A 12,419-nucleotide genomic window follows, 5' to 3' on the forward strand; every position below is an offset into this window, starting at 1 on the left:
ATGTCTGTGTTGCATATTGGTCGTGCATCGCTTGCTCAATCAGAGCGGTCGTCCGGACCAAGGAGATAGGCTGCATCGTCGGCATCCGACGTCGCGGTTGGCGTTTGCAGCCAGCTGACCCATCCGAGCCGGACCCCGTCGTCATGCGTTTGGAGCCGGGCGCCGGAGACGTCGCACCGGTCGAGTATCAAGCGAACCTCGCAGTCATAGGCCAGTCCCTGCATCAGGCGGAAAAGCCGTGCAAGATTGCGATGGCCCGGCGCGCCGGGCAGCATTTCCAACAATCGGGTTTTTCGCATCGGCCCCAAGGTGAGGCGGATTCTCGACTGTCGGTCCCAGACTTGACCGCCGCAGAGTGCGCTTCTTCCGAGCACCGCGTGCTGAAGGCCCAGCCTCGTCCGTTCCTCCGGCGGGACACTCATCCACTGTCCGACAAACTCGGTTGTCCTGGCCGGCACCTTGAAATAGTCCTCGACTACCCTGGCGAACCACTGCGCCGATCTGGGTCGACCTCGTATCGCTGCGACGTAGTAAGCCAGCGATTCATCCGCTATGCCTTTCCCGCCGTCCGCCAGCCTGTCGCGCGTGCTGCCAGAGCCCAAGCCACCGAGGCTAAGGACCAGCGGGACAAACCGATTTCGACGATCCGATTCGTATTGCAAGTGAAGGCGATATTTCGTCCAGCTTTGATAAAACAGCGAAACAGCCCGGCTGGTGAAAATATCGAGAAACGCCCGCATGGTCGTGTCGCGGTGGTAAAGCATCCTGTCGGATACCTGCTGCGTGTAGTGACGCGGCAAGACGCCGGACGGCCCGATCAGCCCCATAAAAGCAGGTGTGAGGATTGCTTTTTGAAACCGGTCCGTCGACTTTGGACGACTTCCCCCTTCCCTCGGGCCGACAGAGGGCTGCCGAACCTCGGGATTCATTGAAGTAGACTCGCCTTCCGGCACCGTCGATAGCTGATCCTTGGGCTTGTCCGCTCTGCTCCATTGCAGTTCGAGCGATTCAATTTCGCTGGGAGGAAACCCAAGGGATACCGAATTGCGGAAGCGGATGGACTGCTCCAGAATTGCGCTGTCGGTCTGCCCTGAATACTGTCGTTGATGTGCAATCAGTAAGCGAAGTGCCTGAAAGAATTCGAACCGATATGGCTCGCATTCCAACTGCTCGATCAAACTGGTGCCAGATTGCCGCATCTTGGAAGGCATTTAATGAGTTCCTGTCCGGTTTGCCGGGAGACGACCGTCAACCTGGTAAAGCTGTTCGTATGCACATACAGTCCAAAAAATCGGTCGAGAATCTGCGCGAACATGAACAAACCTATCCCCGCATAATGTGTTTCATCCACAGTCAGGCGAATGTCAACGCCGCGCACCATGACTGGATAGGGATTTCCAGTGATCCGCGTGACGGTGCTGGTATAGTCTATGGCTAGCAAACCCTCTATCTGGTGGCGATTCGTGCCCGAACCGGTAATGTCATACAGCGCGAGAATTTCCTTGAGCGCATCCAGTCCCTTGCTGTCCAGGGAAAAGTGATTCAGGCTCAATTGCGATATGAATCTCCATTGTGCTCCGCGGCCGTTTGGAAACCGGTAGCTCGGTGTTGGACGACGCAGCAGTCTTACTGCGCTCACCGGGAGATCGCCATCGGCGAACAGATCGCCATCAATCAGTCCAAAGGGCAATTGCGATGGCAGATTCCGATTGGTGCAGGATATATCGATGCTCAGCGTACTGGGGCCGACACGATCGGGTTGCAGCGCCGAATCAACCAGCACAAGCTCCATAAAACCGTCTCGACTTTCGGGATGGCTTGCATGCCAGTACCTTGCCGGACGATCATGTGCGTCCCCGTGGCGAAGTGAGTAAAAAGGCTTGAACTCCTCGATCTTGCTGTCCCCACTCTCGCCGTGTACGCGGAATACCCGGCGCAACATGAATATTTCGTAGGCCTTGGGGTGGCGGTGATCGATGACGACCGGATAGGAACTCGTCGTTTCGGTGACGCGGATAGGCTCGGCGTTGCGCGGAAAAAGATTGACTACCGGCGTGCAGGAAAGCAGAAAGTTTTCCTTACTGATGCGATCGAGAAGATGGGCTTGCGCATTCCGCCCCGACTCTTTTGAGAGACCGATCCTGATGTCGATTTGTCGCTGCCCCGCGAGAAGGCGGCCAGCCAGGCCAGTTAAATCGACATCGATGAAATTGAATTTTTCCGGAAAGGCAAAATATTCGAGCAATAACTGATAGGCGCGATGAAAGCGCACGTCGTCGTCAAGCAATGCATCCTGCTCCCCGAATCCGACCGGCTGGAGAATGTCCTTCGGAAGCTGTGTTTTCACGCTGCTCTCCGGACTGGACATCCATATTCCGGATAGTTGAGTAAACAATGCCTGGCGAATGGCGGCCACAACGCCTGGCTCGCCGTTCAGGAACAGTCTTAACGGCCGGCGGAGCAGACAGTCGAGTCCGGCGCTGTCGGGGTGCGCGGAAACCCTCAACCTGACGGCTGCAAACGTAGATGCAGCGACGTTTGGACTTAGGCCAGCCGAATCGACAACCTGTTCGAATTCAGCGGACATGATCCGGATCGGGAGAAGGTCGACGTCATATGCCGTGCGAAAGCGGCAAGAGACTCCATTCACCGGCCGCGTGTTCAGTTGCGTGTGGCGCGGAACCGTCATCATTCCAGCAGATTGATCGTGCTCCGCGCCGATATCAAAATGAGCAATGGATACCGAAGGAAAGGGGCGCAGGAATTGCGGAAAAACGACTTGCAGCAATGCTTCCGTAAATTCCGGATATTCATCATCGAGCTTGCGATGTATCCGCCCCGCCAACAGGGCAAAGGATTCGATCAATCTTTCAATATGCGGATCGTCGCATGTCTCCCCGGAGAGGAGAAGCCGCCCTGCAACCTTGGGATAACGCTCGGCAAATTCATGAGACAAACGCCGGAGAAAAGTCAACTCGCGTTCGTAATAAGGCAGCAATTCTTCCATGGCTTAAGTGACTGACTGGATTGAAGGGCGCGCTGATCTGCTGACAGCGTAATTCAATGTCGCCGGATGAAGCAAAGCGTCGAAATGCACGGGTTCCATCGCCGGATGCGCGATCAGTAATGCATGGATGGTGAACCTGAGTCGATTCGTCGTCCGACTGTCCGGCTCAAGTGCAATATTCACCTGTTTGAGTCTGGGCTCATGGATTGCGATGGTGCGTTCAAGAGACCTGCAGATATGGTTGCGATCGGAAGGATTCGCCAAACTTCGACCAACGAAGTCGCCCATCCCGTAACTGCATATCGACTTCAGGGACTCCGGATATCTCTTGAACACTTGCTCGCTCATTGCGCACCGGCTGTTAAGCAGTGCCTCGAGATCGCTTGCCACGGAGTCTTTCATCGCATCCGCGGTTATCCGTCGCAAGGCATCGGTCTCGTTCGAACACCGCGGATCATGGTCAGCCAGACGCTCCAGCAAGCTTGGGCGATATTTTGCCTTGGCGAAAATTGATTCGTTCATACAATCTCGTTTAACTCGTCTGAAGCGAAATAGCTTGCGCGTACGAAGGCAACCCGCTTCCTTTGCTTGCCCTGATCCTGTGCCGACGGCCTGCAACAGGAAAAACAGCAGGCCATGATCGTGAGAGCAGTGCTGCCGGCCGACGATGCTTGGCTGCGGATGCCCGACAGTCTGCTTGTTCGGCCGGCGTGCCGACTTTGGAACTAAGTTGCGGCAACTAGACAGCTTCTGTTGCCTTGTTCTTTGCCAGGCTCCACATTTGAGGATTGCTGCCGCCCTTCTTGCCGTCGATTCCCTGGACTGTGTAGATCCATTTGACGGAGGCATATTTCAACGCCAGCGTTTCCGTAGGCAAGCCTTCTTCCTGTACGGTCGGTGTCACCGACGCAACAATCACGTGGTTGAGGACGATCTCCAGGTACTTGACCTTTTCCTTGCCGTTGGCACGCATGAATTCAATCGTAACCTTGCTGAAGGTATCGCCCTGGCTGCAAGCCAGCCACAACGATGGGCTAGTCGAGTCGATGTCCTTTACAAACGTCATGTCACCGTGTTCGCAACGCTCAGCAGTATGGCCGCCGGACGTGCTTGAAGTAGCAGACTTCGGCTGGCGAATCAGATGGCTCCATGAATGCGCTTCCAGCCATTTCGCATGCCCTTCATCACGCGATTCACCCTCGATTTTTGTGTCGCCGCCTTCAAATTTCAGATAAATGTCTTTCATGCCTTGTTACTCCTTGATAAATGCGCACGAATGCGCGTGAAAAATCAATACGATGATTCGCCATGCAGCGTTAATTTGAGCGCGGCACGAGTCTTCATTCTGCTTGCGCTCGGACGAGCGGACACCGCCTTCACGCAGTCGACTGCGGATGGAGTGAAGTACCTATTGCGATATAAAACTTTGTTGAAACTAAGATTTAAGCCGATTCGATCTGCGACGCTCCTGCGGCGGGAAGTGATTCAAGCCAGCCATGCATACGCACATTACGGGTACGGTGTTGCCCGTACTTGTTGCCCGTACTTGTTGCCGGTCTCGGAGGGCAGGCATGTAATGTCTGCCTGCATCGCCCCTGCAAGTGCTACGTATTAGAAACTTGCTGGTCGAATGTGGACTAGCATCGCATCTGATACTGCGTCAATAATGTTCGCAGAATATTTGCAAGCGCGCGGCCTTGCCGAGCTCTTCTTATATCAATACGATTTCACCACATTTTTCTTCAGCAAATTTTTAATCCTTCCACCAGTCACGAACGTCACGAATAAAACTATCCAACTCCTTACCCCACGGTGCTGACGCTAAGACTTGGCTGATTGCGGCAGGTCCGCAACCAACCTCAAGGACACGCTCAATTCATCCAGCTGGAAATGGGGTCGCAGGTACGTCACGGCGCGATAGACTCCCGGTCGTCCCGGCACCTCGTCCACCTTCACCGAGGCTTCTCTCAAGGGATACTGCGCTTTGACTTCCTGCGATGCAGAGTCGTCCATGACGACATATTTCGCAAGCCAATCGTTCAAAAAGTGCTCGACATTGGATGCCGCGGCGAAGCTGCCGATCTTGTCGCGCATCATGGACTTCAGATAGTGCGCGATTCGGCATGACGCGAAAATGTATTGCATCTGTGCGGACAAGATTGCATTGGCGTTGGCCGCATCTGTGTTGTACTTCCTGGCCTTCTGTACTGATTGCGCGCCGAAGAAGGCAGCGTAGTCCGTATTCTTGCAGTGGACCAGAGGAATGAATCCCAGGTCGCTCAGTTCCTTTTCACGACGATCGGTGATCGCGATTTCTGTCGGACACTTGAGAGCGATTTCACCATCGTCAGTCTTGAAAGTGTGAGTGGGCAGATCCTCGACCAGTCCACCGCCCTCGACTCCTCGGATAGCCGCGCACCAGCCGAAGTTTTCGAAGGCATTGGTCAGGCGAGCCGCAAAGGCGTAGGCAGTATTGACCCACAAGTATTTTGAATGGTCGCTTCCGTCGACATCTTCCACGAAATTGAAACCTTCAACGACCGAGCCTTCTTTTGGATGATAAGGCATGCGGCCGAGGAAGCGCGGTACGGTAAGCCCGACATAACGGGAATCCTCGGATTCGCGGAATGATTTCCACTTCGTGTATTCGAGCGTGTCGAAAATCTTTGCCATGTCGCGCGGCTTGCCGAGATCCGCAAATGATTCCAGGCCCAGCAATTCCGGCGATGCCGCCGATATGAATGGCGCATGTGCGGCAGCCGCAACATGGGACATCTGCTCGACGAGATAAACATCCTCAGGCTGACGGGTGATTTCATAGTCACCGATCAATGCACCGAACGGTGCACCGCCGAACGTGCCGAATTCTTCTTCGTAGACTTTCTTGAACAACGCGCTTTGATCGAAATCGATCGCGTTGCTGAAGTCGCGGATCAGATCCCGCTTGGTTGCGTTGAGCATCTTGATCTTCAGCGTCTCGCCGGTCGCCGTATGCTTGCACAGGTAATGCAAGCCGCGCCAGGTACTCTCCATTTTCTGGAATTCCGGGGCATGAAGGATTTCGCTGAGTTGGTCGGAAATAAGCTTGTCAAGCTGGGCGACGCGCGCGTCGATGGTCGCCGACAAATTGCTGGAGATGACAACCGTTCCCTCGAGGACCTGGTTCACAAGTTCACCAATCAGGTCTTTGGCACGGGCGCGCTCGTTGTCGGAGCGTGCGACCTTGCTTTCGTTGACAACCCTGTCGAGCAAACTTTCTTCTGTGGCTATCCCTGACACAGCGGGTAGAGGAGCTTGCAATTCCATGTCATTTGTCCTTGTTCCGGGTTTCCTGTCCAAGACGCTGCAGACTTTCCGTATTCGCCAGCACTTCCCCAAGCACGTCTTCGAGCTTGTCGTTTCCGGCAAGCTTGTTTCTCAGATCGGAAAGCTTGCTGCGCGCTTCGAGCAACTTGCGCAGCGGGTCGACCTGCTGGACAACGGCTTCCGGCCGAAAGTCTTCGATGGAACGGAACTTGAGTTCGACGCCGAACCGCCCTCCCTGCTCGCCTAAGGTGTTCTTGACTTGGAAAACCGCTCTCGGCTCCATTCCTTTCATGACGTCATCGAAATTATCGACATCAATATTGACGAATTTGCGATCCTTTAATTTCGACGTCGGATTCTCGGCGTTTCCTGAAAAGTCGCCCATGACGCCGACGACAAAGGGAATTTCCTTATGTTCGCTCGCATCTCCGATATCCACTTCATACGTGAGATGAACACGTGGCGGACGAACGCGCTGCAGCTTTTTCTGCACGCTCTCTTTCTTGGACATAAGCGCTTCCTTGTAACCAGTTTCGTTTAAGAGCAAACCATCTTATTTAAGTGATTTGAACGGATCGTTCGATGCACCTGCCGCGCCTCGGAAAGTTGTAATGGCATTGACATTGGCGTTGCTTCCGGTGACTTCCTTGGGCTTGACCATTGGACGGACAGGCCTGGACCTTGACCTTTTGGATACCGGAGCAGCCCGCGTTTCGCTGGGCGGCGCGGGAACGAGCGTGCTTTCACCGATAGCGGCTCGAAGGGAGTTGGTCAGGGTTTCGGCTTCGCTGCGAACATTGGTGCCGACTCTAGGCGTCGGCCGCAAGCCGGCGACCGCGCCGGCTGCAACCCGGAGACCGCCCACCACAAGCAGGCTTTTCGCTTCCTGGCTCGCCGCATCGCGTTGCAATGCCTCGTTCGCGGCCAAAATCGCGGAAGGATAGTTAGCGGCGTCAAACCAGATATTGGCAATTTTGAGCCATGGGATGGCACTGGTTGGGTAGCTGTGCGCGCCCTGCGTCAGCAGTGCAACCGCCTGTTCCTTGTTGCCTTTGGCAAGCTCCGCATCTGCATCCCGGGCAAAGACGTCAAGGCTGGGCGTGGCCCGCGGGCTCTCGACGGAATGGGTGGCGCAGCCGCCCAGGAGCGTAGATGCGATCAATAAACTGGCAAGCCGCGATCGGACTCCGCTGCGGGTTGCCACATAGTGCAGTTGGTACATTTCTAACCTCCATAGAGACCGGCTATGCATTCCCTTGCTCCCGATATGGAACTGGAAGATATCGGCAGCCTGGTTCGAAACCGACTAGCTTCGGAAGCATGTTTCAAGACACGCTGCAAGAAGCTGTTGCAATAAAACAATGTTGCAAATTTCGTTAGCACATTGATAACGACAGGGATATACTAACTGAAACATTGATTTAATGACAATGAGATTTTTATCTTATTTGCAACTATCCAACGATATTCATGGCAACAAACGTGGTGGGAATACGAATGGCCGTCTGCGCCCGCCGGAATCCCGGTGGCAGCGATCCGAGCTGCCGCAGACAAATGCGCCGTAGCGCGTTGCGTCGCTTTCAGGCGTGCATGCTCGGTCTTTACCTTTGCATGGCGCTATCGGGATGCGAGACCATTGCCAGTCCTGCGACTGACGCCGCCCTAGAGGCGTTGACGTCAGGCTTCATCGGAAGACCTGACGGGAAACGACATTCCGGACACCCGCCCGCCGTCGCGATTCAACTCGATGCTGCGCCGGACGTGAATTCGGACGAGAACGGCAACGGCCTTGCCATCGTAGTCCGTGTGTACCAACTGCAGGATTCAGCCGCATTCCTGTCTTCGCCACACACCGCATTTTTCGATCCAGAACACGAGCGCCGCATGCTTGGCAATGCATTGCTGGGAGTGAGAGACCTCACCCTGTTGCCGGGACAGACCCTTCATTTCACGGAGGTCATGATGGAGGGCGCACGTTATCTCGGCATCGTCGCCTTTTTTCGAAAACGATCCGGCGAGCGCTGGAGATTGGCCTTTGCGTCCGCCGATGCGGCGCGCAACGCGATCATGGTGGGCGTGCATGCCTGCGCCATGACCGCAACCTGGGCAACGCCATTGGGAACGAGCGCACAAAATGCGCTTCTTCTGAGCGCGGCACCATGCAAACGATTCGCCTTGTCCACAATTCAAACTCAAACACGACCATAACGATGAGCAGTTCAGCCAAGATCCTTTGGGGCGAAGGCCTCTTTCTCCGACCGCAGCATTTCCAATGCCAGGATCTCTATCACGAGGAACGGCTTGCTGAGCTCGGACGTGCCGTTCACCCGTATCTGTGGGGACTTCAGGAAATAGGCATCGATACCGATGCGCTGACACTGGGAATTCTTCGCCTGACCAGACTCAAGGCGCGTCTTCCCGACGGCGAGTTTGTCGATGCACCCGGCATGGAGGAACTGCCGGCAGATATCGATCTCAGACAGTTCGACGAGCCCGGCGGCGGCGTGGTATTTCATCTCGGCTTGCCGCGCCTGCGCGAACAAGGTCCCAACTTCACGTCCGCAGCAGACGCTGAAGGACAAGCGCTCAGGTTTCACCAGCAGGACCGCGTCGCGGCAGACCTTTTTACAAGCGCGATCGAAGCCGATGTCACGATCCTGAAAAAGTCGCTGCGCTTGCTAAGCGACCGCGACAACCGGGAGCGCTATGTCTGCCTGCCGCTGCTCCGCGTACGTGCGCGGGCGCTGGGCGGTTTTGAACTTGATGAGTCATTCCTGCCGCCGTCACTGTCAGTCGGGTCGTCCATGCCACTGTGCCGGATACTGCGCAGGCTTCTCGACATGCTTCACGCAAAAGCGCAGGCGCTGTATGGATATCATCGCGAACCGTCGCACAATGTGGTCGAGTTTCGCTCCGGCGACATTGCCTCATTCTGGCTGCTCCATACCGTCAATTCCGCGGGCGCCTCGCTTCAGCACCTGCTTCATCATGCCGGCCTGCATCCGGAGCGACTGTTTCAGGAATTGCTGGGGCTTGCAGGCCAGCTGATGACATTTTCCAAAGCCTATGGCCTGCCGGACTTGCCAAGCTACCGGCATGATGCACCCGGCCCCGCCTTCCACCGGGTAGACCATATCATTCGCGAACTGCTTGAGACGGTCATTTCCTCCCGCTATTTCCTGGTTCCGCTGGCGGAGGTGAAGCCCTCCTTCCATCTGGGCCGCGTGGATTCGGAAAAGATCACCAGCAATGCAGCCTACTACTTGTCGGTCTCGGCCGACATGCCGCCTGCGGAGCTTGTCGAGTCCGTCCCCCAGCGCGTCAAGCTGGGAGCGCCTGACGATGTTGAGAAAATGGTGTCGTCGGCGATGCCGGGCATCCGGCTGATGGCCGCGCCCCAGGTTCCCGCGCCGATCCCGGTGCGTCCAGGCTGCTACTACTTCTCGATAGATCCCCACGGAGCATTGTATGAACGGATGGTCGCTTCCAACAACATCATGATTTACGTGCCCTCCGGCTTCCGGGCTCTCAAGCTGGAGCTGTTTGCAGTTACCCAATAACGTTCAAGGTCAACACCATGCCAAAGGATGTCGCAATTCCTTCCCTGTACGGGAACACCGTCACCGAATACCGCGAGCCTTCCGCTCATCCGCGAACGCTTGTCGATTTGCTGCATGACGGCTTCTATCTGCTTCTGCTGCTGAAGAACAGGTATTTTCCCGCCGAGGCGGCGACTTTTTCGGCGGACGTGATGCAATTGCTCGATCGCTTCGAGCTGGATGCCCGTCAGCTCAATGTCCCCGCTGATGACGTCTATGCTGCGAAGTATGCATTTTGCGCTGCGATCGATGAAGCCGTGCTAGGTGCCGATATGGCGATACGTGATGAATGGGAGCGTTCGCCCCTGCAACTGAGGCTGTTCGGCGATCAACTGGCCGGCGAGCAGTTTTTCAAGGAACTCGATGAGGTGCGCCGGCGGGGGGCTGTGAGCGTCCAGACGCTCGAGGTGTTTTACATGTGCCTGCTCACCGGGTACCAGGGCAAATACACGCTGGAAAGCAAGGAAAAGCTGGATTACCTGATTGCCACGCTGGATAAGGAGATCGCCCATCTGAAGGGCCGGCGCGCGGCATTCGCGCCGTTCTGGAGAGCGCCTGACAGCGTGGCCCACCTGATCCGGGCGGAAATGCCGATGTGGGTCATCGCCGCCGGATTCGGCTGCATGGGCATGCTTGGATATGCAGGATTGAACTGGGCGCTAGCGGCGCAGGTCAACAGCACCCTGGGCCGCTACTACGACCTTATCAAGCTGGCTCCCAAGCTGGCGCATATCGTGATCAGCCTGCCGTAGCTCGGTCTCGACGCGAGGGCCGTGTCAACGCCGCCGGGCGTATCCGGTGGCACTGCATGGCAGGGTTGGGAACTGCGCGGGGCCTTGCCCGACCCCATGTCCCTGCCTATGCCGTCGCCTCTTCCTCCGTGCCAAGAATCGCCCTACTGCAGCTTGCCGGCCTTTCTTAACCGATGGGTAAGGCCTTCGGCAATATCCTTGAACTCGTACTTGTGGGCGAAATCGATGGCGGTCATGCCGAGGTCGTTCTTGAGCGTGGCATCCGCGCCCTCGTCAAGCAGCAACTTGACGGTGTAGATATGGCCTGCCCGCGCGGCCATCATAATCGGGGTCGTCTTGTTGGGCGACTCGGCATCGATATAGGCGGAGTGGTCGAGCAGCAGCTTGACGATGTCGTTCTTGCCGACGAAGGCGGCGTAATGCAAAGGCGTCCAGCCGGTCTTGTTGATTTCCGCGCCCCGCTCGATCAGTGCCTCGACCGCACGCAGGTTTCCTTTGAACGCGGCAATCATCAAAGCGTTGTCGCCGTTGAATGCCTTGATTTCAAGATCGATCTGTTTCGATTGCAGCAGGACGTCGAAGACCTTCATCGAGTCTTCGCGCAGCGCAATGATCAATCCCGTTTCGCCGCGTTCGGGCTCGATCAGATTGGGATCAAGGCCGCGTGCGAGCAGGGAGGCGACGGTTTTTTCATTGTTCATCTTGACTGCGCGAAAGAAGTCGTCATAGGCACCGCCGTTGGCCTGACCTGCAAGGCCAGCGCCGAGCACTGCCATTCCGATCGCAAGGACGACGCTGCGCCTTGGAGCTGATACACCGTCTTTGTTCTTCATTGTTCTTTCCTGTATTCGCGAGTGTTCTTCAACCTCAGCGTGCGATGTTGAAGAGCTCGAAAAAATTGTCCGTGGTCTGCTTGGCCACACGCTCCAGCGGCTCTTCCTTCAGGCGCGCAAGGAATTCCGCGACATGACGGACCAGGCCCGGCTCGTTTGTTTTTCCGCGATGCGGCACCGGGGCGAGATAGGGCGAATCGGTTTCGATCAGCATCCGCTCAAGAGGAACCGCTAGCGCAACCGCTTGTAGTTCCTTCGCGCTCTTGAAAGTAACGATGCCGGAAAATGAAATATAGAATCCCATCTCCATTGCCGCCTGCGCGACATCGAGGGACTCGGTGAAGCAGTGCATTACGCCGCCGGCGCCGCCGGCATCGGGTCCGGCGCCCTCTTCCCGCATGATGCGTATCGTGTCTTCGGCCGCGGCCCGGGTATGGATGATCAGGGGCTTGCCGGTGGCGCGGGAGGCGCGGATATGGGTGCGAAAGCGCTCGCGCTGCCATTCCAGGTCACCCTGCAGCCGATAGTAATCCAGCCCGGTTTCTCCGATGGCAACGATCCTGGGATGATCGGAAAGGCGTACGAGATCATCGACGCTGGGCTCGGGGGTTTCCTCGTAATCAGGATGCACGCCGACCGAGGCGAACACATTCGGGTGTCGCTCCGCGAGCGCCAGCACCTGGGGGAAGTCCGGAAGATCGACAGACACGCACAGCGCATGCGTGACCTGGTTGTCGGCCATCTTGCCGAAAATATCGGGCAAGCGGGCAGCGAGCTCAGGAAAGTTGATATGGCAATGGGAATCGATATACATGACCCATATTTTACGCTGTCATGCGCCGCTGCACGCAGCGCCGGCCACGGGTGTTGCCCATGGCGGCGCAAGCAACCCGCCATCATGCGCATGCTTGCCTCGCAGCAT

The 12,419-nt window shown here is 56.4% G+C and carries 12 protein-coding genes; 3 read left to right on the forward strand and 9 right to left on the reverse strand.

Going from position 1 to position 12,419, the window contains the following annotated elements; genetic code table 11:
* Nucleotides 1-35 precede the first annotated feature (35 nt).
* The 7 genes from tssG to RY831_RS09465 form a co-directional block, all read right to left on the reverse strand.
* Nucleotides 36-1,211 (reverse strand): type VI secretion system baseplate subunit TssG, encoded by a 1,176-nt coding sequence (gene tssG, locus RY831_RS09435; protein ID WP_326506083.1) that lies wholly within the window; start codon nucleotides 1,209-1,211, stop codon nucleotides 36-38.
* Nucleotides 1,175-3,007 carry a type VI secretion system baseplate subunit TssF gene (gene tssF, locus RY831_RS09440; RefSeq protein WP_326506084.1) on the reverse strand — a complete coding sequence of 611 codons (1,833 nt, stop codon included), beginning with the start codon at nucleotides 3,005-3,007 and terminating at the stop codon, nucleotides 1,175-1,177. The genes tssG and tssF overlap by 37 nt, the downstream gene beginning before the upstream one ends.
* A 3-nt stretch (nucleotides 3,008-3,010) precedes the next feature.
* Nucleotides 3,011-3,529 (reverse strand): type VI secretion system baseplate subunit TssE, encoded by a 519-nt coding sequence (gene tssE, locus RY831_RS09445; RefSeq protein ID WP_326506085.1) that lies wholly within the window; start codon nucleotides 3,527-3,529, stop codon nucleotides 3,011-3,013.
* Between the two features lie 217 nt (nucleotides 3,530-3,746).
* The gene (locus tag RY831_RS09450) at nucleotides 3,747-4,253 is read right to left on the reverse strand and encodes an Hcp family type VI secretion system effector (RefSeq protein WP_326506086.1); all 507 of its coding nucleotides are present in this window, start codon (nucleotides 4,251-4,253) and stop codon (nucleotides 3,747-3,749) included.
* 575 nt (nucleotides 4,254-4,828) lie between these two features.
* Entirely contained in the window at nucleotides 4,829-6,313 is a 1,485-nt protein-coding gene (tssC, locus tag RY831_RS09455; protein ID WP_326506087.1) for a type VI secretion system contractile sheath large subunit, read from the reverse strand.
* Between the two features lies 1 nt (nucleotide 6,314).
* Nucleotides 6,315-6,824 (reverse strand): type VI secretion system contractile sheath small subunit, encoded by a 510-nt coding sequence (tssB, locus tag RY831_RS09460; protein ID WP_326506088.1) that lies wholly within the window; start codon nucleotides 6,822-6,824, stop codon nucleotides 6,315-6,317.
* Nucleotides 6,825-6,866: 42 nt separating this feature from the next.
* The gene (locus tag RY831_RS09465; protein ID WP_326506089.1) at nucleotides 6,867-7,535 is read right to left on the reverse strand and encodes an outer membrane protein assembly factor BamD; all 669 of its coding nucleotides are present in this window, start codon (nucleotides 7,533-7,535) and stop codon (nucleotides 6,867-6,869) included.
* A gap of 248 nt (nucleotides 7,536-7,783) precedes the next feature.
* Here RY831_RS09465 and tssJ point away from each other — a divergent pair, with 248 nt between their 5' ends.
* Genes tssJ through icmH form a run of 3 tightly spaced genes read left to right on the forward strand, consistent with a single transcriptional unit; the run spans nucleotide 7,784 to nucleotide 10,664 of the window.
* The gene (gene tssJ / locus RY831_RS09470) at nucleotides 7,784-8,521 is read left to right on the forward strand and encodes a type VI secretion system lipoprotein TssJ (protein WP_326506090.1); all 738 of its coding nucleotides are present in this window, start codon (nucleotides 7,784-7,786) and stop codon (nucleotides 8,519-8,521) included.
* Between the two features lie 2 nt (nucleotides 8,522-8,523).
* Complete coding sequence (gene tssK / locus RY831_RS09475; RefSeq protein WP_326506091.1) at nucleotides 8,524-9,873, forward strand: type VI secretion system baseplate subunit TssK; 1,350 nt, start codon at nucleotides 8,524-8,526, stop codon at nucleotides 9,871-9,873.
* A 17-nt stretch (nucleotides 9,874-9,890) separates the two neighbouring features.
* A complete protein-coding gene (gene icmH / locus RY831_RS09480; RefSeq protein WP_326506092.1) occupies nucleotides 9,891-10,664 on the forward strand; it encodes a type IVB secretion system protein IcmH/DotU in 774 nt (257 codons plus the stop codon).
* Between the two features lie 143 nt (nucleotides 10,665-10,807).
* Here icmH and RY831_RS09485 read toward each other — a convergent pair whose 3' ends face one another.
* Complete coding sequence (locus RY831_RS09485; RefSeq protein WP_326506093.1) at nucleotides 10,808-11,497, reverse strand: ankyrin repeat domain-containing protein; 690 nt, start codon at nucleotides 11,495-11,497, stop codon at nucleotides 10,808-10,810.
* A 34-nt stretch (nucleotides 11,498-11,531) separates the two neighbouring features.
* Nucleotides 11,532-12,311 carry a TatD family hydrolase gene (locus tag RY831_RS09490; protein ID WP_326506094.1) on the reverse strand — a complete coding sequence of 260 codons (780 nt, stop codon included), beginning with the start codon at nucleotides 12,309-12,311 and terminating at the stop codon, nucleotides 11,532-11,534.
* Nucleotides 12,312-12,419: the final 108 nt, after the last annotated feature.

The organism is Noviherbaspirillum album (assembly GCF_035916955.1).
GTDB classification, from domain to species: domain Bacteria; phylum Pseudomonadota; class Gammaproteobacteria; order Burkholderiales; family Burkholderiaceae_D; genus Noviherbaspirillum; species Noviherbaspirillum album.